Source organism: Bacillus sp. K7 (assembly GCF_053903245.1).
Map to the genome: position 1 here is coordinate 3,414,467 of NZ_CP096406.1, position 25,254 is coordinate 3,439,720.

Annotated in this window: 29 protein-coding genes; 6 read left to right on the forward strand and 23 right to left on the reverse strand. The window is 43.8% G+C overall.

The features are described from left to right. Positions 1-22 precede the first annotated feature (22 nt). The 12 genes from M1D98_RS17425 to M1D98_RS17480 all read right to left on the reverse strand — a co-directional run bounded on the left by M1D98_RS17425 (position 23) and on the right by M1D98_RS17480 (position 9,689). Positions 23-739, reverse strand: coding sequence for an endonuclease V (locus M1D98_RS17425; RefSeq protein WP_435576295.1), 717 nt, complete (start codon positions 737-739; stop codon positions 23-25). 115 nt (positions 740-854) lie between these two features. Beyond that, on the reverse strand, positions 855-1,223 hold the full coding sequence (locus M1D98_RS17430; protein ID WP_252688714.1) for a hypothetical protein: 369 nt from the start codon (positions 1,221-1,223) through the stop codon (positions 855-857). Between the two features lie 121 nt (positions 1,224-1,344). Next, positions 1,345-1,998: a hypothetical protein gene (locus tag M1D98_RS17435; protein ID WP_039075264.1), complete on the reverse strand. Its 654-nt coding sequence runs from the start codon at positions 1,996-1,998 to the stop codon at positions 1,345-1,347. Positions 1,999-2,074: 76 nt separating this feature from the next. Further along, complete coding sequence (locus M1D98_RS17440) at positions 2,075-2,626, reverse strand: hypothetical protein (protein ID WP_252688712.1); 552 nt, start codon at positions 2,624-2,626, stop codon at positions 2,075-2,077. Positions 2,627-2,631: 5 nt separating this feature from the next. Next, on the reverse strand, positions 2,632-4,449 hold the full coding sequence (locus M1D98_RS17445) for a T7SS effector LXG polymorphic toxin (RefSeq protein WP_456279785.1): 1,818 nt from the start codon (positions 4,447-4,449) through the stop codon (positions 2,632-2,634). A gap of 18 nt (positions 4,450-4,467) precedes the next feature. Continuing rightward, positions 4,468-4,728 (reverse strand): YwqI/YxiC family protein, encoded by a 261-nt coding sequence (locus M1D98_RS17450; RefSeq protein WP_010328853.1) that lies wholly within the window; start codon positions 4,726-4,728, stop codon positions 4,468-4,470. A gap of 9 nt (positions 4,729-4,737) precedes the next feature. Beyond that, a complete protein-coding gene (locus M1D98_RS17455) occupies positions 4,738-5,160 on the reverse strand; it encodes a YwqH-like family protein (RefSeq protein WP_268552155.1) in 423 nt (140 codons plus the stop codon). A 371-nt stretch (positions 5,161-5,531) separates the two neighbouring features. Continuing rightward, complete coding sequence (locus tag M1D98_RS17460; protein WP_456279786.1) at positions 5,532-6,854, reverse strand: UDP-glucose dehydrogenase family protein; 1,323 nt, start codon at positions 6,852-6,854, stop codon at positions 5,532-5,534. A 194-nt stretch (positions 6,855-7,048) separates the two neighbouring features. Then, on the reverse strand, positions 7,049-7,813 hold the full coding sequence (locus tag M1D98_RS17465) for a tyrosine-protein phosphatase (RefSeq protein ID WP_456279787.1): 765 nt from the start codon (positions 7,811-7,813) through the stop codon (positions 7,049-7,051). Between the two features lie 49 nt (positions 7,814-7,862). Next, a complete protein-coding gene (locus M1D98_RS17470) occupies positions 7,863-8,579 on the reverse strand; it encodes a CpsD/CapB family tyrosine-protein kinase (RefSeq protein WP_121643451.1) in 717 nt (238 codons plus the stop codon). Next, complete coding sequence (locus M1D98_RS17475; protein WP_435576297.1) at positions 8,569-9,315, reverse strand: Wzz/FepE/Etk N-terminal domain-containing protein; 747 nt, start codon at positions 9,313-9,315, stop codon at positions 8,569-8,571. Before M1D98_RS17475 ends, M1D98_RS17470 begins: the two co-directional genes overlap by 11 nt. 230 nt (positions 9,316-9,545) lie before the next feature. Then, positions 9,546-9,689 (reverse strand): hypothetical protein, encoded by a 144-nt coding sequence (locus tag M1D98_RS17480; protein WP_003221769.1) that lies wholly within the window; start codon positions 9,687-9,689, stop codon positions 9,546-9,548. A gap of 204 nt (positions 9,690-9,893) precedes the next feature. On the opposite strand from M1D98_RS17480, the gene M1D98_RS17485 reads away from it, so the two are divergent. Together M1D98_RS17485 and M1D98_RS17490 are read left to right on the forward strand one after the other, a co-directional pair. Then, positions 9,894-11,504, forward strand: coding sequence for an SWIM zinc finger family protein (locus M1D98_RS17485; RefSeq protein WP_456279788.1), 1,611 nt, complete (start codon positions 9,894-9,896; stop codon positions 11,502-11,504). Beyond that, positions 11,491-14,259 (forward strand): SNF2-related protein, encoded by a 2,769-nt coding sequence (locus M1D98_RS17490; RefSeq protein ID WP_435576299.1) that lies wholly within the window; start codon positions 11,491-11,493, stop codon positions 14,257-14,259. Before M1D98_RS17485 ends, M1D98_RS17490 begins: the two co-directional genes overlap by 14 nt. A 133-nt stretch (positions 14,260-14,392) precedes the next feature. Here M1D98_RS17490 and M1D98_RS17495 read toward each other — a convergent pair whose 3' ends face one another. The 4 genes from M1D98_RS17495 to M1D98_RS17510 form a co-directional block, all read right to left on the reverse strand. Next, positions 14,393-15,250 carry a Cof-type HAD-IIB family hydrolase gene (locus M1D98_RS17495; RefSeq protein ID WP_456279789.1) on the reverse strand — a complete coding sequence of 286 codons (858 nt, stop codon included), beginning with the start codon at positions 15,248-15,250 and terminating at the stop codon, positions 14,393-14,395. Between the two features lie 5 nt (positions 15,251-15,255). Then, complete coding sequence (gene glcR, locus M1D98_RS17500) at positions 15,256-16,032, reverse strand: transcriptional regulator GlcR (protein WP_010328863.1); 777 nt, start codon at positions 16,030-16,032, stop codon at positions 15,256-15,258. A 225-nt stretch (positions 16,033-16,257) separates the two neighbouring features. Further along, complete coding sequence (gene ssbB, locus M1D98_RS17505; RefSeq protein ID WP_010328864.1) at positions 16,258-16,599, reverse strand: single-stranded DNA-binding protein SsbB; 342 nt, start codon at positions 16,597-16,599, stop codon at positions 16,258-16,260. 76 nt (positions 16,600-16,675) lie between these two features. Continuing rightward, the gene (locus M1D98_RS17510) at positions 16,676-17,059 is read right to left on the reverse strand and encodes a hypothetical protein (protein ID WP_010328865.1); all 384 of its coding nucleotides are present in this window, start codon (positions 17,057-17,059) and stop codon (positions 16,676-16,678) included. A 174-nt stretch (positions 17,060-17,233) separates the two neighbouring features. On the opposite strand from M1D98_RS17510, the gene M1D98_RS17515 reads away from it, so the two are divergent. After that, positions 17,234-17,644: a YwpF-like family protein gene (locus M1D98_RS17515; RefSeq protein WP_268559171.1), complete on the forward strand. Its 411-nt coding sequence runs from the start codon at positions 17,234-17,236 to the stop codon at positions 17,642-17,644. A gap of 156 nt (positions 17,645-17,800) precedes the next feature. Here M1D98_RS17515 and mscL read toward each other — a convergent pair whose 3' ends face one another. Further along, complete coding sequence (gene mscL, locus M1D98_RS17520; RefSeq protein ID WP_121643456.1) at positions 17,801-18,193, reverse strand: large conductance mechanosensitive channel protein MscL; 393 nt, start codon at positions 18,191-18,193, stop codon at positions 17,801-17,803. 73 nt (positions 18,194-18,266) lie between these two features. Continuing rightward, a complete protein-coding gene (fabZ, locus tag M1D98_RS17525) occupies positions 18,267-18,692 on the reverse strand; it encodes a 3-hydroxyacyl-ACP dehydratase FabZ (protein ID WP_010328868.1) in 426 nt (141 codons plus the stop codon). 192 nt (positions 18,693-18,884) lie between these two features. Here fabZ and M1D98_RS17530 point away from each other — a divergent pair, with 192 nt between their 5' ends. Continuing rightward, positions 18,885-19,949 carry a tetratricopeptide repeat protein gene (locus tag M1D98_RS17530; RefSeq protein ID WP_268538469.1) on the forward strand — a complete coding sequence of 355 codons (1,065 nt, stop codon included), beginning with the start codon at positions 18,885-18,887 and terminating at the stop codon, positions 19,947-19,949. Between the two features lie 20 nt (positions 19,950-19,969). Here the strand turns inward: M1D98_RS17530 and flhP are convergent, their stop codons facing one another. The 5 genes from flhP to M1D98_RS17555 all read right to left on the reverse strand — a co-directional run bounded on the left by flhP (position 19,970) and on the right by M1D98_RS17555 (position 23,372). Next, positions 19,970-20,779 carry a flagellar hook-basal body complex protein FlhP gene (flhP, locus tag M1D98_RS17535; protein ID WP_456279790.1) on the reverse strand — a complete coding sequence of 270 codons (810 nt, stop codon included), beginning with the start codon at positions 20,777-20,779 and terminating at the stop codon, positions 19,970-19,972. A 32-nt stretch (positions 20,780-20,811) separates the two neighbouring features. Further along, positions 20,812-21,624: a flagellar hook-basal body protein gene (locus M1D98_RS17540; protein WP_268522319.1), complete on the reverse strand. Its 813-nt coding sequence runs from the start codon at positions 21,622-21,624 to the stop codon at positions 20,812-20,814. 159 nt (positions 21,625-21,783) lie between these two features. Continuing rightward, positions 21,784-22,785 carry a cell shape-determining protein Mbl gene (gene mbl, locus M1D98_RS17545; RefSeq protein WP_003221803.1) on the reverse strand — a complete coding sequence of 334 codons (1,002 nt, stop codon included), beginning with the start codon at positions 22,783-22,785 and terminating at the stop codon, positions 21,784-21,786. A 180-nt stretch (positions 22,786-22,965) separates the two neighbouring features. Further along, positions 22,966-23,247, reverse strand: coding sequence for a sporulation transcriptional regulator SpoIIID (gene spoIIID / locus M1D98_RS17550; protein ID WP_010328872.1), 282 nt, complete (start codon positions 23,245-23,247; stop codon positions 22,966-22,968). A 14-nt stretch (positions 23,248-23,261) separates the two neighbouring features. After that, positions 23,262-23,372, reverse strand: a complete 111-nt coding sequence (locus tag M1D98_RS17555) for a protein usd (RefSeq protein WP_082022679.1) — start codon at positions 23,370-23,372, stop codon at positions 23,262-23,264. 222 nt (positions 23,373-23,594) lie between these two features. Here M1D98_RS17555 and M1D98_RS17560 point away from each other — a divergent pair, with 222 nt between their 5' ends. Further along, positions 23,595-24,008 (forward strand): MarR family transcriptional regulator, encoded by a 414-nt coding sequence (locus M1D98_RS17560; RefSeq protein WP_435576302.1) that lies wholly within the window; start codon positions 23,595-23,597, stop codon positions 24,006-24,008. A gap of 21 nt (positions 24,009-24,029) precedes the next feature. Continuing rightward, the gene (locus M1D98_RS17565) at positions 24,030-25,220 is read left to right on the forward strand and encodes an MFS transporter (protein WP_268522321.1); all 1,191 of its coding nucleotides are present in this window, start codon (positions 24,030-24,032) and stop codon (positions 25,218-25,220) included. Positions 25,221-25,254 lie beyond the last annotated feature (34 nt).

Sequence of the window (25,254 nt, forward strand, 5' to 3'; positions counted from 1 at the left end):
TGCAGTTCTCGGTCTGCAAGTGTTACACGTGGTTTTTCTGATAGAACGTTCGCAAGACATGTGTCTCTAGATCAGCTAGACGGACAGGGATTGGCAGCCTGCTTTGTTGATTGATCAGGGTCATCGTGATCTGATAGCTGCTTTCTAAATCAATATGATTTCCGCAAGACAAAAAGATAGGCTTCACGTCACGACGCGTCCGCAGGGCACGGCCATATACCTCGCCGTCAATGATAATATCGGTATAGGCGCCAACTTCATTTTCAGGCATCTCGAAATCACAGCCTTTGATTTTGAGATAAGTTTTCGCAATCCCAATCGTCGGCTTCCCCAGAAAAAAAGCCGCATGGGTGGCAACGCCCATATGGTTGTAATGCAGATACCCGTTGCCATCAAACAAAAACACATCCGGCTCCGTTTCCAGTTTTTTCGCCGCCTCGATGATCAGCGGCAGTTCCCGAAACGCAAGAAAACCGGCAACATACGGCACGCTGATTTTCCCCATGCTGTGCACTTTTTCTATGACTTCTTTCGTCTCAGCATCCATCACCATAATGCTGCACACCCCGTATGGTTCGCCGTCCTGCTCCCAATAAGCGAGGTCGACACCCGCGCATGTGTTGATGGAGTCTGGGGTGATGGTGGGTGATAGATTGATTTGAGGTTGAAGGGATTGTTGTGTTTGAACAAAATCGGATTCATTTTTTAGATGAAAATCGTGAACTTGATGTATTTGCATTTCAATGGTTTTCCTCTCTTTACTTCTTACATTAGACTTCTCTGCTCAGGTGCTTTCAAGGCGATAAGAAATTCCATGAGGATAATTCCCACCCATTAAACATTAATACTTAAACCTACTTCCACCAAGTAGTTGTTACTTGTTTTAAATGATGTTCAATGAATAAAATCACTTTTTTATAATCATCTGATGAAAATTCTTTAATAGGATTTTCCCAATCATTATATTTAACTATTAAAACCAGATAACTACCTTCAGGCGACATATCAGGATTCCATCCTAAGTCAAGCGTTATTGAGGATTGTTCATGATAAAGCTGCAACAAACTGTCTGTGAACAAAAACCAAGCTTCGTCATTCGGTTCTAAAGTTCTTGGATCTATTTCAACAAAATGATTATAATTCACCTTCCAACCTTGTGTTATTCTTATGGGATGTAAATTTGCTTTTGGGACATCTAATTTAACATGTTTTCTCACAATCATAACCTCTATAGTTAGCTAGTTTACTTCTATCTGATGATATTCTAATCTCTGACTTGCGAAAGCTCCTGTCAATAGTCTAATTAGACAAATGATGCCTAATTGGAAAAATCCTGCTTTTTTATTAGTATTCATTTTTAATTTCTTTCATAAAAATATGATCTAAGTGTTTAATTAATTCTTTAAGTTCAGTGCATATAATATCCTCAACAGGATTTTCCCAATCTCCGTTTTTTATCAATTCAATGCCATAGCTACCAGTAGGATCCCCTTCTGGGTACCACCCTACATCAAGCAACAAATTTTTTGTTTTATGAGAAATTTGCAGGAGATCTTGATTAAAGTCAAATAACCAAGCATCATCATTTGCCTCTAGAGTCTTAGGTTCAGTATCTTTTAATGTAATATAATCAACAGTCCAACCAGCTGGTATCTTAAGCCTTAAAAAATTAGGAACCTGTTGGCTTAGTGGCTGCAAACCCTCTAAAACTCCACTTCCTACACTCCAGATTCGATATTCTAACTCTTCTAATAATTGTTCTATTTCGTCAAAAGATACTTCTTCATAAATCTCATCTGTTTTTAAGCCGACCACTTTGATATAGTACTGATCATCTTTATATATTACCTTAATAATGACATTGCGTTTTTCATTTTGTAGTTTTAGTAGTTTATATTTTTCTTCCGTGCTTTTTTCTGAGTTTAAATTGTTCAGTACTACAGACCAGTCATTACACACTTTTAATGGCTGCAATTGTGAAATTTGATCTCTATCCATCCCGCTTCTCCTTGCACTCAACATTGTTATCCTATCTGTAAAAAAACTTGCCGATGATAACACGGCAAGTTTTTAACTATAGCAATTCTAATACATCAGTAAACAAGGCATCTCCTAATGTTAATCTTCTGTTGAAAGGCTGAATATGTGGCAATTCACTCCACTCATACACAGTATCGTAGTAATCATACAAATAACTGAGTTCGATAAACCCTTTCTCTTGCATTATTTTATTGATATAGTTCGTTCCTTGAATGAATTCTAAAGATTCAGCGGTCCCTACAATATCATAAACGCCATCGATTAAATCGTGTCTTAGGGAATAACTATAATCTAATACATAAACAGGAGCTAATTTAGATACTTTCATATTGATTTGTTGCTCTAAATGAAATCCGTTTTGCCCAGAAAGATCTTGCAAGTGGAAATTAATTTCTCCTGAAGGATTTTTCAAATCTCTAACTTCAATTTTTTTCAAACCTTTTATTTGATTAAATTCATCAGGCACTTTTACTTTCTCTGCACATTTGTTCTTGTACCATTCGTCTAATTCCCTATTCACAAATAGCCGATGAAGCAAGTCACCGATTTCAGGATATTCAACAATAAATCTGATTCCATGTTTCATAGTATTTAACCATCCCATCTTCTTGAAGGCTCGCCTTTTTTCGTCTGCTTACCAGTTACAGGATCAAACTCTCCTAAATGCTCTGTTCTTCTGCGGTTCCACTTTTCTAATTTGCCATGTTGGGAATCCCATTGCCAATTAAATCCATCCTTATCTGTCCAAGACTTTCTTTTTAACCTTTCTTTTATTTGTACCATGCCGCTGTCTTCCATCCATTTAGTTGGTTCCTTTAAACGATATCCATTTGAATTGTCTCCAACAATCTTCTCTCTGTCAGCTATCGCAGCGTTGTATTCTTCAGTCCGTTTCTTTTTACTGTAGTTAGTACCATTATGAGCAACGTAATCATTTTGAGTCATCCCCTCAGGTTTTTCCACCCATTTAGGTTTTTTCGACTGGCTACTCGCCATCTTCACAATCCCAAGATCCTTCACAGCCGTCTTTTCCACATCTACACGGACTGTCGGGATTCCGAATGTGGAGCCATCCGGGGTTACAGGGCGTTCTGCATAGACGCGGACGTTTGTTGGGACTTTGAATTGTTTTACTTTTTCTAGTGTCTTGTTAGCTTGTTTGACTTTTGAATGAGTTGCAAACGGTATGCCTTTATCTACATGTTTCGCCAGTGCCCCTGCACCAACCAAACTCAAAGCCGCTTCCAGCGCACCTTGCTTCCGCTTCTCCTCTGACACTTCGTTACCAAACATATCCCGTCCTGTGACCGCTTCTGAGAATCCGTTAGAAGCAACAAGGCCGTATGCGCCCATTTCTGACATTTTGAGAATGTCTAAGGATTTGCTTGTTTTGTAGGCGTCTAAAGCGTGTTCTGCGGCAATAGCCGCTTTTCCGGTTTTGTAGATGGCTTTTCCGCCTTTGAAGGCGCGGCCTGCCCAGCCGACGACCGGGATGTACCCTGCGGCTGCCATGGCGCCGGCTGTGACGCGTTCGGCTGTGGAAAGTTTTTCTCCTGTGACAGGGTCGTAGCCTTCGGTTGCTCTTATCGTATCATAATAGCCGGTGACTTCGCCTGTGAAGGTGCAGACGCCATCCCATGTTTTTTCGTACCATGGTTTATTCGCTTCTTCTTCCGCTTTTTCTTGAAGGCGCCTTGCTTCTGCTTGCTGTTCTTTCGCCTCAATATAAGAAGTCGCTTGTTTTTCCGCTTCTATCGCACCTTTATACACTTCGCTTGAGGTGAATGCTTTTTTGTTGTAGTGAATGGGAGAGGCGCTTTTTCCTTTGCTTGTCGCTTGCATTAAAGCGGTGTACTTTGCAAGCACGGCATTATCGAGCGACTGCAGGTTTTGATATTCTGTGGTCAATGACTCGTCCAGTTCATCAATCGCTGTAATCGTATCGAGCCGGATTTTCTGTGCACCGTACATCTTGTCGGCGTAATCGTCAAGAGAATAAGAGGATAAATCCAAAATGCCGAAAAGATCGGCGAGAATGTTATCAATCTCCAATTTGTGCGCGGAGACGATTTCAGACGCTTTCAAACTCCCGTTTGGCAGCTCGTTTTCCAGATATGACGTTTCCACATAATGATCTTTCAATTCTTTTTCTTTGATATCCCCTGAAATCCCTTTTAAAAAAGCAATTTGTGCCGAGACAAGCTTCAGCCACGTGTCTACAATATCCGCCTGTCCTTGAAAAAAATCTTTGATGTTGTCTGCGCCTTTCCCTGTAAAATCTTGGCCTAGATCGGCTACAGCCTGAAATGCTTTTTTTAGGGTTTCTAACTGCTCTTCAAGCGTTTCATATTGCTTTTTTCTGCTCTTCGCTTCTTCGATTAAAGTCTTTGATTCGAATACTTTACCCATTGCACAGCCCTTTCTATGCTATTTTGCGCCAATTGCCTCGTCCTGCTCCTTCAGTGAATCAACATTGTCTTTCGTGTCTTCTATGTTTTTTTGGACGGCTTTTTTATAATCGCCCAGCATGGTTTTAATGCTTGCCTCGCGCTCATGGTACTTTTTCGTATATTCCAGATTGTTTTTCCCATTGGATCCCGCGGCTCCGATTGATACATCAGCCAGCGCATCTTTGACAGAATCCAATGTTTTGATAACAGTGTCGTATTTCAGCTTAATTTCTGACATAAAAAAAGATCACCACCATTTTAGTTGTCTAATTGTATTTCCGACTTCTTCCGCGAATTCTTCTCCCTTTTTAAGAAGATCTGCTGCACCATTTGCTATGATCAATTCCGACGCATATTTGACTTTTTCCACTTCAAGATCTAAAATTTTTCCGTTAATAGAACCCATATACTCGTTATACTTATCATTCACAATCTTGGAAGCTTCCGATTTCGCCTCTTCTCTGCCCTTGTCAAAATCATCCGCTTTTGTTCCCGTCCAGTGCTTGCCCAAATCCGGTTTCACAATGTCTTTGATTTCTGTAATGGCCTCTTCTTGCAGTGTGTCTATGTCCTTTTTTGCTTTTTTCAGCTTTTCGATCTTGTCTTCGATATCGGAAATTTTTCCGTTGAGCGAACTTTTGATATCCGCCAGCTTACTTTCATAACCCATCTGAATCACCTCTTAATACTCAAAAAGTCGTATGGAGGGGCTAATGAAGATAGACTTTTCCATACTTTATTTCCATATATTATATTTTAAAATAGCCAGAAGGCGGCATAAATAGGGTAAACGGCTTAAATTAGGCTTATAACACTCACAATTCGTAGGTCTATCATCTTGTTTTTGTTCGTCTTGCAGCTAATGAGAGCGATTTCAAAGATACAAACACCTAAAGTCGTAGTGATAAAGGCACTTGAAAGAAACAGATATTCATGATGTGTCTCTTGTCGAAAGAGCACATTCTGATTTTGTTATTTTTTTCGCTTTAGATCTTAGTAAAATAGAAAAAACTGGCTCCCAGCCAGTTTTCTCTTTTCCAACTATTGAATTGCACCTGCCGGAACAACAGCCTTCCGTCCAACAGAATAATACTCCACCCCTGCAGCAGCTGCTTCATCTAATGTGTAGCAATTTCTGCCGTCAAAGATGAGCGGCGTTTCCATCAAGTTCTGATAGGCCGCTAACGGGAATTGTTTAATGTCGGCCCAGTCGGTTAAAATCATGACAGCGTCAGCGCCTTTGACGGCTTCCTCGATTGTCTCTTTATATTCAACGGCTTCTGGCAGAACACGCTTCGCATGGTCCGTGGCAATGGGATCGTAGGCTCTCATATGGGCGTCGAGCGCAGCGAGACGGTTTGCGATGACAATCGACGGCGCTTCCCTCATATCATCCGTATTTGGTTTAAATGACAGTCCCAAAAGGGCAATCGTTTTTCCCGTCACCCCGCCGAGCCTGTTCAGCGCTTTATCTACCAGCATCGCCTGCTGATTATTGTTGACTTTGATGACCGATTTCAGCAGTTCAAAATCATGCTCGACATTGCCGGCAATTTGTACGAGGGCGTTTGTGTCCTTCGGAAAACAAGAGCCGCCGTAGCCTATGCCGGCTTTTAAAAACTGGCCTCCGATTCGCTGATCCTGTCCCATGCCGTACGCGACCGCTTCAATATCGGCGCCGACTTTTTCACATATATTCGAAATCTCATTGATAAAACTGATCTTAGTGGCTAGAAAAGCATTTGAGGCATATTTGATCATCTCGGCGCTTCGGATATCCGTCTGATAAATCGGGATTTGGAACGGGCGGAAAAGCTCCGCAAGCGTCTTGGCTGTTGCCTGGTCCGCTGTTCCGATGACGATCCTGTCGCCGTGGAACGTGTCATAGATTGCCGACCCTTCACGCAAAAACTCAGGATTGGATGCGACCGAGATGCTGACAGGCTCCGCAAGATGTTGATGGATCAGCCCCTCAATCAAATCGTTTGTCCCGACGGGCACTGTGCTTTTCGTTACGATGATAGTATCCCGTTTCACATGCCGGGCGATGCGTTTGGCCGCATCTGTAATATGCTCCAGATTGGCGTGCCCGTCGCTTTTCTGCGGTGTTCCGACCGCTATAAAAATAATGTCTGCCAGCGCCAAGCCTTTCTCATAACTCGTTTCAAAATTCAGCCGTCCACCAGCTGTATTTTTGCTCATCAGCTCTTCAAGACCCGGTTCAAATATGGGGGAAATGCCCTTTCTCATTTCATCAATCTTGTGAGCGTCAATATCAATGCAGGTTACATGATGTCCAATCTCAGAAAGAGAAACACCTGTCACAAGACCGACATAACCTGTTCCGATGACTGTTATATTCATTGTTTCCCTCCAACAGTTAAATTGCTGCTTTGCAGCTTCGTATTATCGTATGAGAACATCCTATCATGAATGCGGATGATCTCCCGCTTAGCCTGTCGGGTGCAGCCTGTACAGATTTCTGAAATGTGATTCAATCATACAATATACTATTATATCGCGCTCAGAAAGAAAGTGGTGATAGGAGAATCGGCTGTTTACAAGAGCCCAAATAATTTTCTTCTTTTGACCGGCTGCGGAGGCTGTCTGAAGATTGTCTGATTTTGCAGCAGGAGCTCGGCGTTTTCCTTCAGCATATAGGGTAAATCCGTTCCGAATTTTTTCTCAAGAACAGCAAAAGCTTCCTGGTAACGAAAGTCTCTTGTTTTCAGATTATGGGCATCTGAGGCTACGAAATGAATCATATTGGCTTCAGCCAGCCGAAGAGAAAAGGCTTTCAGCTGTTTTCCGAAAATCCCCGCAAGACTACCTGACGTAATCTGAGCTGCCGCTCCTTTTTCCACAAGATGATACAGAAGCGACGGGTTTTCGCGTATTTCCATGTTCCGTTCCGGATGGGCGATAACCGGGATATAGCCTTTCAGCTGCAAATCATAAAAGAGCCGCTCCGCATAGCGGGGAACCTGATCAAACGGAAACTCAATCAGGATGTATTTTGTATCATTCAGCGGGAGCAGCTGCCGTTCAGCAAGGTCCCGCTCCAAATCGCCGTATATTCTGATTTCCTGACCCGGAACCACGGTTAACGGGATGTCTTCTTTGATTAAACGTTTGTTTAACTGAGCTGCCGCTTCTTTAACTGCCGCCGGCTCGTTTTCATACACACCGTTCTTATGATGCGGTGTCGCTACAATGGTTCGGATTCCCTGGTGAACAGCGGCTCTTGCCATTTCTATGCTTTCGGCCGAAGCGCTTGCCCCGTCATCCATTGCCGGAAGAATGTGACAGTGAATATCTATCATGTCTTAGCCCCCTTTTTTTCGCAAAAATAAATAACGGGCAAAATGCACGTTATTTATTTTGTATGAAGTTATCCTTGTTTCCATAGTATCCGTATGCTGCATTCCTCGAACGCTTTTTCCCATTCATAATCGCTCCAAGGAGCTTGCTATTGCACGATTCAAGTGCCTCTTTCGCTTTTGCGGCTCGTTCTTTTTCTGTTTTCCCGCTTGAAATAACCAAAATAGAACCGTCAGCCACGCTCCCTAAAATCTGTGCGTCCGCTACAGCGAGAATAGGCGGCGTATCAAAGATAACCATGTCATATGCCGCACACGCTTCGTCGGCAAGTTCTTTCATCCCCTTTGAGGAGAGAAGCTCGGCCGGGTTTGGCGGGATCGGGCCGCTCGTCAGCACGTCAAGCTGTTTTTCATTTGAGGCTTGCACAGCCTGTTTCAATGAGCTTTTCCTTAATAAAACAGAAGTTAAACCGATTATATTTTCAAGATGAAAGGCTGTATGCACTGTTGGCCTTCGCAAATCAGCGTCAACCAGAAGCACTTTTTTTCCCTGCTGGGCAAATACGACAGCAAGATTAGCGGCCGTCGTTGATTTTCCTTCGCCGGGACTGGCCGATGTAATCATCACGGATTTCATTTGGCGGTCCACTGAAGCAAATTCTATATTTGTACGAATCGTCCGATATTGCTCGGAGTTCAAGGACTTTGGCTCTGACATCGCAATGACAGTCCTGCGCATCCAAGACCCTCTGCTTTTTCTAAGCGCCAAAATGTCCACTCCCCGCTTTTTCAGATTGGATGCCGTGTAAGCTTGCCGTTGTTTTCTGCTCATTCGCAATGGTGGAAACCGTCCCTAAAACAGGTATGTCCAGCAAGGATTCGAGCTGCTCTTCCGATTTGATCGTATTGTCCAAATACTCAAGCAGGAAGGCCAGTCCAACGCTTCCCGCCAATCCCGCCACGAACGCGATCGCAATATTTAGGAGCGGCTTTGGCGAAACAGGTGATGAATGTCCTGAAACCTCGGCTTTTGACAGAATACTGACATTGTCAACATTCATAATGGTTGTGATTTTGTCTTGAAAGACAGATGCGATGGTGTTGGCAATATGAGCCGCTGTTTCCGCGTTTCCATCCTTGACTGATATGTTGACCACTTGGGAATCCTGCTCGCTGGATACGGTAATTTTGTCATTCAGCTCTTGAGACGTCATCGACAAACCCATTTCTTTAATGACTTCATCTAAGATGGCAGGGCTCTTAATGATGACGTTATACGTATTGATTAACTGAAGATTGGTTTGGACATCGTTAAATTGGACTTCTTTTCGATCGTTTTTCGATTGATTGACCAGAATCTGAGTTGAATTTTCATAGATGGGTGTAAGTGCGAAGAAACTGATAAGTCCGCCGGCAGCAGTGGCAGCCGCTGTTACAATCATAATCAAAAGCATGCGTTTTCTTAACGTTGATAATATTTCTTTTAAACTAGTAGATTCTCCCATGATACCTCCAAATCTCTTATAGCATCCTTTTCCATCTACGATTATACAACGTAGAAACCGCATTTCTCCAGATTTTCACATGACATTATTCGACATTTTTTTACAAAACCTTATGTTGCGAACATTTTCGAAAGCACTATCTTCACTATTTGCAAAACTTCCTTTTTTATCCTATTCAGGAAGCCACGTCATCTCGCATAAAAAAACCCCGCATGAAGCGTGCGGGATTCTTATGTCGCATATCCATTTTTAATATGAGAAATCAAATTTTCAAGCATTTCCTTTGTCGTCATCTCAGATGACCGTTCACCAATCTCATGTGCATGCATCAAAATTTTCAGAAATTCCTCTTGATTCAATTTCTTTTCACTCATCTTCTTGTTTCCTTTCAGCTTCCATTAAGTTGAAAACACGATTATTATATGATGCCGATTCTCAATTTGCAATCTCTAATACATCATTCGACACATCCCATTTTTTATGTCCTTTTTTAGGAAAAACTTTTTCAGGCCGGTGTGTTGCGATATAATAGAGAAATTGGATCTTTTTATTACGTGACTCGGTTAGGAGCGATAATCATGCTTCAAAATATGATTTCCAAAGACGATGTGCTGGCATCCGCTGAGCAGTTGAAAGAACTGCTTCCTTACAATGAGGAACATGTTCAGCTGATTAAAAAAGCACTTATTTTATATCGGCAGGATTCAGTCTATCGTTTACAAGCAGTGAGTCCGACGGAAGTTACGGCTTACGTGCAGGATGTTGTGCCTGTGCGGGTCACATTGAACTTGTTTGTCATAGCCAAAAGCGGCTGTTCATGTCCGTCCGGAAGAATCTGCCGCCATATGCTGGCTGTTTTTTTATATGTATATGCAATGTTCGAGCGAGTGGGTACCTTTACAGAGCATTGGCTGGAGAGGGAAAAGCTCGAGGAAAGCAAAGAGCTCGTCCGCCGGCAATTCCAGGAAAAAGTGCTTCCCAATGAAGAATCGCTTTCCAGCTGGCTTGCTTTTTTTGATTCAGAGTTCTCCCTCTGGCAGGCGCGAACGCCGGAAGGCAGCCAAAACATGCAAGGCCTCTATTACGGCTACCTGTCCGCTTTAAAAAAGCACACGCCAAACAAGCCGGAGCTGAAAAGCCTGTACCAGATTCATTCCGCGATCGCGGTGTGGCTTCGCATGTTTACATTGATTGAAGCGGGCAAACTGAACCCCGAGCAAGACTTTTATTCCCTCAATCCTTATGTTGAACAGCTGATCGATACGATCTACAGCTCTATTGATAAATTAAAAACATACGCGCTTTCATTTGCGCTTGATCCATTTTTGGAGAAAACACCGGATGTGATCCGGCATTTGCTTTTGAAAGAAGACATTTTTCAATATGAACGCATCCGCATTTTCGGTGAAATTTGGAGCGCGCTGCTGTCGCGGCCAAAGTGGGTGGCGCGTGAAAGGGACATATTGAATAAAGAAGTCGGACGGCGTTTTTCTCCTGAATTGCAATTCGGGCGTTTGCATTTGGAATTCCTGCAAAAGAATGATGATGTGATTTTTGCGGAAGCTGGCCAATTCCCGCCGGAAGCGCTGCCGTATACGTTTCAGTGGCTGAGTGAAATGACTGCCAAGAAGGATTGGAAACGGCTGAAAACTTGGTATCAGCGAATTGAACCGATTGCGATAGGTTATACGAAACTCGATAAGCCGTTTAAAGAGATTCGAGATGTGATCGGCGAGCTGTTTCTTCTGCTGAATGCCTATGTGAAGCAAACCAATGGCCAAGCGCTGTTTGAACGCTATGCTGCGGGCTGTCTGCCGTATACGTTCACAGAATACAGCCATCATTTATATGAGAAAAAAAGGTACGCCGAGTGGATCGAAATTCACAGTCTTGTCGGCTTTTCCATCTATGAAATGGATAAAATGATGCTGAAGGAAATTGCTGCGAGCGATCCTGAAGCGCTTATTCCGGCTTACCACAGAGAAGTGGCCTTTTTTATCGATCAGAAGAACCGCAGCTCGTACAAGGAAGCCGCCCGGTATTTGAAAAAACTGCGCACCCTGTACAGAAAAGCGAAAAAACTGAAGGTGTGGGAGCGGTATATTCAGCAGCTGAGCTCGCATTACAAGCGCCTGCGCGCGCTTCAAGAAGAACTGCAGAAAGGAAAGTTGATTGATGGCGAGTCTTAAAGAAATTCTCATCCACGTAGAACAAATGGAAGATGGGTCATTTACGCTCTCAGCCTTTGATGAGAATGAACAGCCCCTTCCCTACAGCCATATGAAAAGACATTTGTTCCAATGGCACGAATCCTCATTTTACGGTACCTTTCTTGAGGATGTCAGCTTCATCGGGACAACCGCTGTTCTGCTTTCTCCATGGATGACTGTTGAGCTTCTCGGCAAAAACTCGTTCAACTCATTCAGTTCCGTGCAGCTCACAGAAGAAACGGAGCCGCTGATCGAGGCGGCATCGACCATCTATGAATTTATTGCGGATGGCGATTTTCTGCCTGACTATGAAGCATGGACAAACGGTGTTTTTCGCTGGAAGGACAGCGACGATATACTGGAAGGCTTTACGGCGGATTGGTTTTCCGCCGCTGTGCAGGATTACATCCAATACGACGATGACCTGCGGGAGAGATGGGAGCATATCACGGAGAAGTCGCCTGCGGTCACGTCATTTCGCGGACATTTCCTCGATGAAGAGGATTTTCTTGAAGGTATTGGCTGGATTGACGATCAATCTCCATTTACCGTCGGCCTGCGCTTAAATGAACCGGACTTTGACGGAGACGATTGGAAAATCGAGATGTTTTTACGCGATAAAAAGAGCGGCGCCGTTGAATTCTTTGACGGGCTGAAGAGCCTTAAAAAATCGTGGCAGACGTACAGCGATAAAATCGCGCGGGAGCAGGATCGCTTTCATAGAACGGTTCCGTGGCTGTCATTTGATTCCGGGACAACGCTGATTTCAGAGGAAGAAGCCTGGATCTTCCTGTCAGAAGCAAGTGAGACGCTGGTCGATATGGGCGTTGAAATTCTTCTGCCGTCCTGGTGGCAGATTGTCAGAGACAGCAACATGATGCTAAAGGCAAAGGTGTCGTCCGCCCCGCGCGGCGAGTCATTTGTCGGCATGAACGCGTTGCTTGATTTCAACTGGCGGTTTGCGACAAATGGAATTGAGCTGACCGAGGCTGAATTTAACGAGCTTGTCGCCAGCAACAGGCGCCTCGTAAATATCCGCGGACAATGGGTCAAAATCGATCCGCAGTTTATCAAACAAATGAAACGCCTGATGGAAAAAGCGGAATCAGAAGGACTTCACATGTCTGATATTCTGGCGCGCGAACTAATGGATCAGGGAGAAGGCGGGCTTGAGGATTCAGATCTGATTGATTCATCCGCTTTTGCCGGCATACAATTTGATCTGTCCAAACAGCTCAGGTCACTGATTCGTAAGCTCACGGCCGCGGAAAATCTGCCGGAGCACGAAGTCAGTCCTTCTTTCCAAGGAACGCTACGCCCTTATCAGAAATACGGCATGAACTGGCTGCTGTTTCTGCGGGACAGCGGTTTTGGCGCCTGTCTGGCTGATGATATGGGTCTTGGGAAAACCATTCAAATGATCGCCTATTTTCTTCATGTGAAGGAAAGCGGACGGCAAAAAACGCCCAATTTGATTATTGCGCCGACATCCGTACTCGGTAACTGGCAGCGAGAGCTTCAAACCTTTGCACCTGACCTGTCCGTCGCACTCCATTACGGGCCGCGCCGTCCAAAAGGTGATGATTTCGAGGCGCATTACGAAAACGCAGACGTGGTACTCACTTCTTACGGACTGTCTCATGCCGATTCGGAAGAGCTGTCTTCTGTGACATGGAACGCGATCTGCCTTGATGAAGCGCAAAATATTAAAAACGCGCATACGAAGCAATCACGCGCAATCAGAAAGCTGAAAGGGCTTCACCATATCGCGCTGAGCGGCACGCCAATGGAAAACCGTTTGACCGAGCTGTGGTCCATTTTTGACTTTATGAATAAAGGCTACCTCGGCAGTCTGACGGGCTTCCATAAACGCTATGTTCTGCCGATCGAAAAAGACCGTGACGAAAAAAGAATCGGACAGCTTCAGCAATTAATCCGGCCATTCCTTCTCCGGCGGACGAAACGGGATGAAGAGGTCGCGCTTAATCTTCCTGAAAAGCTGGAAGAAAAAGAATTTATCCCGCTGTCAGCCGAACAGGCGTCACTTTATGAGCAGCTCGTCAAAGACACATTTGACCATATGTCATCACTGACCGGCATGCAACGAAAAGCGCTGATCCTCAGCATGCTTGGACGCCTTAAGCAAATATGTGATCACCCCGCGCTCTATTTAAAAGAAGATCAAACTGAGCTGCTGGCCGGCAGATCAGTCAAGCTCGAAAAATTGCTGGACCTGATGACGGCGATCCGCGCCCAAAATGAAAGCTGCCTCATTTTTACGCAATACATTCAGATGGGGAACATGATGAAGCGGCTGCTTGAAAAAACGTTCGGCGAACCCGTGCAATTTTTAAACGGGAGCCTCTCTAAGCAGGAGCGGGATTCACTCGTTGAGAGATTCCAGAAGAAAGAATACCCGACACTCATTCTTTCACTCAAAGCTGGAGGCACCGGGCTCAATTTGACCGCCGCCAATCACGTCATCCATTATGACAGATGGTGGAATCCGGCGGTCGAAAATCAAGCGACTGACCGGGCTTATCGCATTGGCCAAGAGCGCTTTGTTCACGTTCATAAAATGATTACAACGGGAACAATCGAAGAAAAAATTGATGTCATGCTTGAATCGAAGCAAACCCTGAACGACCAAATTATCCAAAGTGAAAACTGGATTACCGAGCTTTCCACACAGGAACTCGAAGAATTGTTTACATTAAGCGCCTCAGCCCGATAGTCATGAGTGTAAAAAAAGCTGGCTCTTTGAAAAAGAGCCAGCTTTTTTCCGTTCATAGCCGTCACGCCGGAATGTCCAAAGAATCCGTTACGCCGGTTATCTACAGAATGTGCTTTTGGTGCAGCAAATATACTTACAGCAAATGATGAATCATATGTGCGACGCCGTCTTCGTCATTGCTCAAGGTGACTGCGTCGGCCATCGCTTTGATATCTTCCCGCGCATTGCCCATCGCTACACCGATTCCCGCCGCCTCCAGCATCGATTTGTCATTTAAGCTGTCACCGACAGCGGCGGTTTCTTCGATTGGGATATTCAGCCGTTCCGCAAGCCTCATCAGCGCCTGTCCCTTGGATGCTTTGCGGGCAGAGAGCTCAAAGTTATGCTCAGCCGAACTGACAAGCGTCAAATCTTCAGCATGCTCATATCTTTTCCATCCTGCCTCAAGCTTCTCCTTGAAGAAAGAAAATCCGAGAATATTATAAAAGTTGATCTGCTGATCAGTTCTAAACAGCTCTTGAAACGAGTCAATGTAAGCGAAGCCCGATTGGCTGTATTGCACCTCGGCCGCCTGCATAAGGACAGAAAGATCCGTTTCCGGATTCGCGCTTCTGAATCGGTCCAGCTCAACATCAAGAAGCTCCTTTCCGTTTTGCGGCGTATATATGGCTGAATCTGTGAATACCTCGTAATAATAATTTTCCGACTCAAGCCATGTGAGAATGTCATACGCCCGCTGTTTATCAATGGTTTCCTGATGATAAATCCTGCCGTCGGGATCGTGAATGACAGCACCGTTCGCGCTGATGACCCACGTTTTAATTCCGAGCGGCTCAAAGATCGACTCAACGTCAAAATGAGCGCGCCCGGTCGACACCACCACTTCAATGCCGTCTCGCTGCGCCTGCCGCAGCGCATTTTCATTTTCCACGCTTACCTGATGCTTGCTGTTGAGTAAGGTTCCGTCTAAGTCAATCGCAATTAATTTCACGTTTGTCAGCCCTTTCCTTCATCCTGCTCTGTCACGAGCAGTTCCACCCCGTTTCGGTCAAGCAAATCACAAAACGCCTGACTCGGCAGCCTGTCTGTGATCAAGAGATCGATTTCGCTCAGCTCCGCATACTGATAAAAACTGGTACTTCCCAGTTTTGAATGATCTGCAAGCGCGATCACCTGCTTTGCCTGCTGAATCATTTTTCGCTTCACCATGCCATCTTCTTCATGCGCAATTGTAATGCCATGTTCGGAAATGCCGACCACACCGATCAGCGCTTTATCGACGTGGTAGCTTGAGAGCTTTTCAATCACAGAGGCGCCGTACAGAAAGCGGTGCTCCTTTTCCAGCTTGCCCCCGAGCAGATAGATTTCAATTCCTTCCTTATCTGACAGCACTTCAGCGAGGTTAATTGAGTTGGTAATCACCGTGCAATCATCCGCATTCAAATGCTCCGCACATGCCTGAACGGTTGTAGAAGCATCTAAAATCACCCGCTCACCATTATGAATGAGTGATGCGGCAAGCCTGCCGATCTCGGTTTTTTCCTCCGACACTGTTTTCAGGCGCCCGGAATAACTTTGAATTTTCTGGTGCACAGTCGGCAAAATGGCGCCGCCCCTTGTGCGGATGATGGCTTTCTGTTCCTCCAGCTTCACAAGGTCCCGTCTGGCTGTATCTCTTGACACTTGAAGAAGCGTACTGATCTGCTCCGTTGTAATTCGGTTATGCTGTTTTAAAAAATCCAAAATGGCTACTAATCTTTCTTCTTGGTACACGCCCTCATTCCTTTTCTGATCTATCATCTTTAAGTAATTATAAGTTTTAACAAAATTACAATCAATATTTTTAAGTGTTTTTAAGCAAAAATGCATCTTATGAACCAATTTTTCCTAAATCCATTCAAAAAAAACAGACCAGTCTGGTCGACTGGTCAATTGCGAGGGGATGTTGCGAAGAGTCGAATCATCATGAATGGATAGAAAACGGAGGATCAGGGGTTGTCAATCGGCAGCTTTTTCCCGGGGTTTAGAGTCCATAAAACGAACAGTGTCAGCCAACACTTCCGTTACATACACGTTAACGCCGTCTGCGTTTTCATAGCTCCTTGTCTGAATCCGTCCGCTAACGCCAACGAGAGAACCTTTTTGGCAATATAGCGCCGTGTTTTCAGCGGTTTTTCTCCAAAGCGTGCAGTTGACGTAATCGGCTTCGATTTCACCTGAAGCATTCTTGAAACTGCGGTTTACCGCGAGCGTAACGTGTGCAACTGCCGCTCCGGCAGAAGTGTAGCGAAGCTCAGGATCTTTTGTAAGACGGCCGACAAGCATGACCTGATTGAACATGCGATTCCTCCTCTCCTTGCGGTTACATGTATTGTAGATGATGCAATAAGAAAAGAAAAACGCTTAAAAATGGCTTTCAGCCTATGTTTTTATCTTTTGTTCTCATTTTTCCTTCAGCTAAAAACATCTTTTGTTTTTTCCCTTTGAAGAAATATGTACTTTTTAAAAACCTGAAAAATATTTGCCTTGTCAGCCAATTTTGCGTATTCATGCACACATAGGAAGAGCCATCCCATGCAAACCACTGAAAGCTCAGTTTTTTTTCCGGCATCGACAGCTCAATTTTATACTGTTCCATGCCATCATGCGTCTCGTATAAAAAGCTTACCCTTCTTTTTTTGTTCAGATGAACCTCAAATACTTCTTTACGGCTTAACATATAGGTTACTTCCTTTTGAATCATGCGATTTTCAGAAGGAGTGCCGTCAATATAAATTTCTTTTAAACGAAACTGATTCATATACATCTCTCCGTAATCCTTAGTCAGTTACAGTATAATGAAAAAATAGAAATTATTAAATGTTTCACCAATACAAAGTTCTTAAGTCCCTGCATTACACGTTTTTTCCGCAAAAACGTTTATGTTATAATGGAATGCAAGAAAACTTTGGAAGTAATCGGGGTGAGAATAGAAATGAAAACCTTTAAACTGGTTGACCTGAATGTGGAACGAGTGGACAAGGAAGAGAAATCAATTGAACAGTTTCCCCTTATTGACGGACTGATTATAAATAAAGAAGACGGTGAAAATCACTGGCTGATTGAGGCGCTTGTAGCGAAAGAACATCTGTCTTTTTTTGAACAGCTTCAAAACAGCCAAACGGAAGCCACAGTATTTGTAACGATCACCAAACAAAGCAATCGCCCCGCCCAGCTGACAGCGTCAGTCAAAAATATCGTCAAGTTGGAAGAAAGCATACAGGTTTTAATCTACGGACAAATGGTCACAAGAAAACAGCATGGCACAGAAACCCTTCTGGAGTCCCTTGTCAAAGAGGGCTATACAGGAAATAAACTGATTGAGGCGTTTAAGCAAAAAATATAGAAATGAGAGAGATGCCGGGTTGAAGAGCGAAAGATGCAAGGAGTCTTTTTTCTCTTATCGGTGCGGACTGAAATATTAAATGACAAAATCCTAAAACGAAAACCGTTTTAGGACTTTGTCAACAATCTGAAACCGCCGTTCAAAACGGCAGTCTTCTTATTCCGGCGACCTTGTTTGCTGCTTCAGCAGATCTCTGATTTCCTTCAGCAGCTCCTCTTGCGCATCTGGCGCTTCCTCGGCCGCCTCTTCTTCTGCTTCTTTTTTGCGTCTTAACCCATTCAAAATCCGAATCACAATAAATATAGAGAACGATATGATTAAGAAATTCACGATCGTCTGTATAAAGCTGCCGTACTTCACTACAGCATCGCCAAAGCTAAACGACAACCCTGAAAAATCAAGCCCTCCCAGCAGCAAGCCCACCAATGGCATGATGATATCATTGACTAGAGATGTGACGATCTTTCCAAACGCGCCGCCTATTACAACACCAATCGCGAGATCCATGATGTTCCCGCGCATGGCAAAAGCCTTAAATTCATTCCACATACAATCACCTGCTTTTTCTCATGTTTTGAAAGAAAAAAGACAAATGTGCCGCCGCCCATCTGCCTTTAAACATTTATTCTCCGAGAGCAAAAGTCAATTCAACTTCGCAAACGACTTCGCCATCGACTGTAGCCACGCCTTTTCCGCGCCCGATTGTGCCGCGCGCACGAATGATGTCCACTTCAAGATGAAGCTGATCACCAGGCTTAACTTGTTTTTTAAATCGGCAATTATCAATGCCTGCAAAGAATGCCAGTCTGCCGCGGTTTTCTTCTTTAATCAGCATCGCAACAGCTCCGACTTGGGCAAGCGCTTCTACGATTAATACGCCGGGCATGACCGGATACTGGGGAAAATGTCCGTTAAAGAACTCTTCATTTGCGGTTACATTTTTATAGCCTTTTGCCCGTTTGCCTTCTTCAACTTCCGTAATCCGGTCTACAAGCAAAAACGGATAACGGTGAGGAATAATTTCTTTAATTTGCTGAGTATCAAGCATTCTCTTGACATCTCCTTCATCTGCATTTGTATGTATAGCAATCATCAAAGATCCAATCTGTACATCTGAAAAGTATATTATGAATTAATCTCTTTTTCAACCGGCGCTAAGATGTAACCAACTGTCAATGAGAGCCGTCAATAGTTATGATATGATAATTATAGATTTTACCAATAGCAAAGAGGTAGGAAAATGATTTCGAAGTTTATTGAAAAAAGGATGCAAACCATGTTAGACGAGTGGCACTCTGCAATGAGCAAACGCAAAATGAATCATGTGCGCTCAGTAAAAGAGAAAATTGACCAGCACCTTCCGAAGCTCAAAAAGAACACAAAACTTTGGATGCGTTATCAATTGTTTCAGGCGCGCCATCAGCTTCTTTTTGAAAACCAGAACGGACTTGACGAATTGTTCGAAGATCTATACGGCCTGGAAGACAAAATGAATGATGAATTGAAATATTATCTGTATTTTTTTTCAGGATTATACGAAATGGTAAAAACAGCTCCGAAACATGCAGTGAATCATTTTAAAAAAGCTGAACAGTACCTGTCAGCCATTCAAAACAGGTTTGAAGCCGCTGAATTATATTATCAAACCGCTGGCGCCTATTACTTGATGAAATCACCGCCGCTTTCCATCCAATACGTCAAAAAAGCATTAGATATCTATTTACAGCAATTCGGCTATATTAAAAAGGTGATCACCTGCAAGCTTTTGCTCGCCGTTAATTATATTGATCAAGAACGCTATGAAAAAGCTGAGAAGCTTTTCGAAGAAATCATTAGGAAAACCCGGCAATTACATGATGAAAACCTGCTGTGCCACGCTTATTATAATCTTGGCTTTTTAAAGGCGACCGAAAAAAAAGACCAGGAAGCGCTTCTTTACTTTAAAAAAGTACTGAAGAATCAGGAGTTTGAAACGAATTCTCCAGTCTCGTATTTGCACTGTGTGTACGAATCTGTCAGAGCGCTCTTTAAAACAGGTCAGATCACAGAAGCGAAAGCCATCCTGCAAAAAGGGAAAGAATTATCTGAAAAGGTAGACATTCAAACCATTTATTTAAAATTAAAAACGCTTGAGGCGCTCTATACATCAGTTGAAGACCCCTATGACCAGCTGCTCGAATATGTGCTTGAGTTAGAAAAAATTGAAGCTTGGGTGGATTTAGAAGTGCTTGTAGAAGATATCACGGAATACTACAAAAAAAAGGACGATTTCGAAAAAGCCGCTTTTTTTATCATGCGCGGCTGATTGAAAACGCCCATTTCTTATTATCTCACTGAATTGATTAAACCGAGCATTTGATCTCCCATTGTAATTGTTCTGCTGTTCAGCTGATAAGAACGCTGGGACGTGATCAAATCTGTCATTTGTTCTGAAATATCAACATTGGACATCTCAAGCGAGCCTTGCTGCATGCCGATATCTTGTCTATTCGCGCCATTCAGCTCTTTAAAAGCTGCCTCATTATCAATCGAGAAAAGGTTATTCCCTTCCGATTTCAGCTCTTGAGGGTTATTCACTTGGACAACTCCGAGATTAAACCGCTGGACCGCGTTTCCGTCTGATGCGGTTAAGGTGCCGTTTTCATTGATGGTGATATTCTTCATTGTGCTGTCGATGTTCACTGTATTGCCGTTTTCATCAAGCACCGGATACCCATCTCCAGTAACGAGCTGAAGCTGGTTGGCATTTGCAGCTGAAGGCGTTACATACAGCGCTCCGTCCCTCGTGTACTGGCGGCTGCCATTTACGTTCACCTGAAGATATTGGTATGGAGACGTAAAGGCGATATCCAGGTCGCGATCCGTCTTCTGAATGCTTCCCTGATCAGACACAAGGCGTGAATGCATCATCGCTCCGACGCCAAGGCGCAAGCCGGGCGGCGTTTTTCGGGCCTCTGCCACTTCCTCGTTTTTTTCATCAACTTGAGCGAATTGCTGTCTGACTAGCTCGGAAAAATTCGTATCTTTTGCCTTATAGCCGGTTGTGTTGCTGTTTGAAAGGTTGCTGCTGATTGTGTCAATTTGCTGCTGCAGCTGGTTTAAGGTTGTTGATGCCGTTAGCATTGACCTGAGCATGGTTGATGTCCCCCGTTTTTTCTTCCATTATCTTAGATTTTACCGATTTCATTGGCTGCTTTATCCATACTTTTATCGTAAGCCTGAATCACCTTCTGATTGGCCTCAAACGATCTGTACGCTTCAGTCATTTCTGTATAAGCGCTTGTCACATCCACGTTTGAAAGCTCAGAAACGCCTTGCTTTAATGAATAGGATACCTGGTTATTTCCGGCTGCGCTTGGCAGATCGTTGCCGTCCGCCGTGCTGTATAAATCATTTCCGTCTCGTTTCAAATCGCGGACATCCTCCGCCATTCTGACGTCAATTTGGCCTGCTGTCCGCCCGTTCGTTGTGACAGTACCATTTTCAGACACAGAGAAATTCTCATTATCAACTGTGATTGGCTGGCCATCCGTAGATAAAATCGGATTTCCATTGATCGTCAGCTGATTATCCCCATTTAGCGAAAATGTGCTGCTTTTAGAATACCGGATTCCGTCCGCTGTCTGAACCGGGTAAAAAAGAGCCGCGTTTTCATTGGTTTCCGCATGAACCGGGACTTGATTTTCGACCAATGTGATGTCTGTAGGCTGATCTGTGGACTTTAAGCTTCCTTGTGTGAAAAGAGGCTTAAGTTCCTGCATATACACACCTGTATTCACAGAACCGATTTCTGTCTTCGATGTTCCGGACGGAGATTTTGATTCTATTCTGTTTAGCAGCATCTCAGGAAAGGCGCGCATAGAGCCTTGTTCTGCTTTATATCCTGATGTATTGGCATTTGCAATGTTATTTGAAAGCATTTCCGTTCTGCGTTGCTGGGCAATCATTCCGGATGTTGCTGTATATAATCCTTTTAACAAATTTTCCACCTCTAAAATGGCATTTTTTCCAGTTGTCATGTAGGAACGTTCGTTCTATAAAAAAATCAGTATTTTATCCTATTATCGTCATTAATCATCCATTCGTGAAGGCTTTTTCATAAAAAAACCTCATTCTTTTTCAGAATGAGGTTTGTGAAATCAGCTTAGTTTGCGTTTAGGAAGCTTGTCCATATTATCAAGCATGACACCTGTGCCGATGGCTACGCAATCCATAGGATTTTCAGCAACGAGAACCGGCACTTTCAGCTCTTCAGCCAGCAGCTGGTCAAGGCCGTTTAAGAGCGCGCCTCCGCCGGTAATGATAACGCCGCGGTCAATAATATCAGCGGAAAGTTCAGGCGGTGTTCTTTCAAGCACTTGTTTCGCAGCCTGCACAATAACAGCGACAGATTCACGAAGGGCTTCTTCAACTTCTTTACTGTTTACTGTAATGGTTCTTGGAAGACCGGAAACCATGTCCCGTCCGCGAATGGAAATTTCCTCGTGACGTGCGTCTGGGAAAACCGTTGCGACTTTAACCTTAATATCTTCCGCAGTACGTTCTCCGATCAGCAGTTTGTACTCGCGTTTGATGTAATTTAAGATTTCCATGTCAAACTTGTCCCCAGCCATTTTAATAGAAGAGGAGGTGACAATATCGCCCATTGAAATCACCGCGATATCCGTCGTCCCGCCTCCGATGTCTACAACCATGTTACCGCTTGGCTGGAATATTTCCATACCCGCGCCGATAGCGGCAACTTTAGGTTCTTCTTCAAGGTACACATGTTTACCGCCGCTTTTTTCTGCAGCTTCTTTAATTGCTTTTTGCTCAACGGATGTAATATTCGTCGGGCAGCAAATGAGCATGCGCGGTTTTGAGAACAGGCCTTTTACATTCAGCTTGTTAATGAAATGCTTCAGCATTGCTTCTGTTACTTCAAAGTCAGCGATAACTCCGTCTTTCAGCGGGCGAATCGCAACAATATTCCCAGGTGTACGTCCAACCATTCGTCTTGCCTCTTCGCCAACCGCCAGCACTTTGCCGCTATTTTTATCAAGTGCAACTACGGAAGGTTCATTCAGAACAATTCCTTTACCTTTAACATGGATCAGTACATTTGCAGTACCGAGGTCAATACCAATATCCCTTGCAAACATCTATTTATATCCTCCTTGAAAATCTGTTTCACAGTAAATATCCACATTGTGCCCTAATTATATATATTATCATAAAATATAGAAAAAAAGTTGGAAGCACATTAAGTTCTTTACAAATTTTTGCGGATGTTTTATGAACGATTTCAGGGAAGACACCGCCAGCTTGATGAAAGCAGGTCATTATGGTTGCTGAACAGGTTCACCTTCAAGAATATCATCTTTTTTATATTTCAATTTTGTCGCTTCTCCTCCTCTTAAATGCCTGATGGATTTATGATAATCGAGTATTTCCTTCACTTCGTTTGCCAAGTCAGGATTAATTTCAGGCAGACGCTCTGTCAAATCCTTGTGTACTGTACTTTTGGAAACACCAAATTCCTTCGCAATGACACGAACGGTTTTCTTTGTCTCCACGATGTACTTTCCTATCTTGATTGTTCGCTCTTTGATGTAATCGTGCACACCACTCGACCTCCCTAAAATGGATGTGAGAAGTGTGAAATGAGATCCGTATTCTGTAAAGAGTCGTACAGTATGCCGCTTCTTCGTTGTATGGTTTTAAAAGTAAGTTTGTGAAATATGCCCACGATCCCTCACCTCAAACACTCTCTTTGTTAGGTTTGTAACAGTGTATTAGCATTCTTTTGGGAATATGCTAAAAACTCAATAAGGACAAGGGGTGAAACAAACTTTTTCAGCTCAGCAAACTATTTCGTGTCACTACATTTTTATCTTTACATTCATCCACCCCTCCTGTAGAATGAAAAAGCAATTAGTTACTTAGGTAAGTTTTTTAGAAGGAGACCGACATGACCTACGTCAACAGAAACCTCATTCATCAAATCAACCAAAGCGCCCGCCTGATTGCCAAGAAAGCCAATGAACAGCTGGAGCCATTTGGCCTTTATTCCTCTCAATGGTCAGTTTTATATTGTTTGCGCACGATCGGACCAATGACTCAAAAAGAGATTTGGTCCTATTTAAATGTGGAGGCGCCGACTGTGACACGGACGATCAAACGCCTTGAAGAAAACGGCTGGGTACAGAGACAGCAAGGTGAAGACAAACGGGAGAAACTTGTTGTCCTCACAAAAGAAGCTGAGAAAAAATACGAAGACATCAATGTGAAAATGCTGAAATTCGAGGAAGAGCTGCTTGCGGATTTCCGGGATGAAGATAAGGAAGCTTTTTCTCATTTATTTCACAAGTTTTTACAACAATGAAAATAGGGAAGTGACATACATTTGAAAAAAGCGGATGCGATATGGACCAAGGATTTTATAATGGTCCTGCTTGTCAATTTATTTGTGTTTGTGTTCTTTTATACGTTTTTAACCGTACTGCCGATTTATACCCTTCAAGAACTTGGCGGCACAGAATCACAAGGCGGGCTTTTAATCAGCCTGTTCCTTCTGTCAGCAATCATTACACGGCCTTTCTCCGGAGCCATTGTTGAGCGCTTCGGGAAGAAAAGAATGGCGATTGTATCAATGGCGTTATTCGCCCTATCGTCTTTTCTGTATATGCCGATTCATAACTTTTCCTTGCTGCTCGGATTGCGATTCTTCCAAGGGATTTGGTTCAGCATTTTAACGACTGTTACAGGCGCGATTGCCGCGGACATCATTCCCGCCAAACGGCGCGGAGAAGGGCTTGGATACTTTGCCATGTCCATGAACCTCGCTATGGCGATCGGGCCTTTCCTTGGCCTGAATTTGATGAGAGTGGTAAGCTTCCCTGTATTCTTTACAGCCTTTGCGCTGTTTATGGTTGCGGGCTTGCTTGTTTCATTTTTGATAAAAGTGCCGCAAAGCAAAGACAGCGGTACAACTGTATTCCGTTTTTCGTTCTCGGATATGTTTGAAAAAGGCGCACTAAAGATCGCGACGGTCGGTTTGTTCATTTCTTTCTGTTATTCAACTGTTACATCATATCTGTCTGTATTCGCCAAATCAGTTGATCTTTCGGATGTCAGCGGATATTTCTTTGTTTGCTTCGCGGTGACAATGATGATCGCACGCCCGTTCACAGGGAAATTGTTCGACAAAGTCGGACCGGGCATTGTCATTTACCCATCAATCTTGATTTTCTCAGTGGGGCTCTGCATGCTGTCCTTCACAAATAGCGGCTTGATGCTTCTGCTTTCAGGAGCCGTTATCGGTCTCGGATACGGATCAATCGTTCCCTGCATGCAAACATTGGCGATCCAGAAATCTCCGGCTCACCGCTCAGGGTTTGCGACGGCAACGTTCTTTACCTTCTTTGACAGCGGAATTGCTGTAGGATCGTATGTGTTCGGATTATTTGTAGCGTCTGCCGGCTTCTCTGCCATTTATTTATCAGCGGGGCTGTTTGTTCTGATTGCGCTGCTTCTCTATACGTGGAGCCAGAAACAACCTGCTAAAGCTGAAGGAAAAGTGTCTATTGCAGACTAATGCTCAGACTGCCGGAAAATCCGGCAGTCTTTTT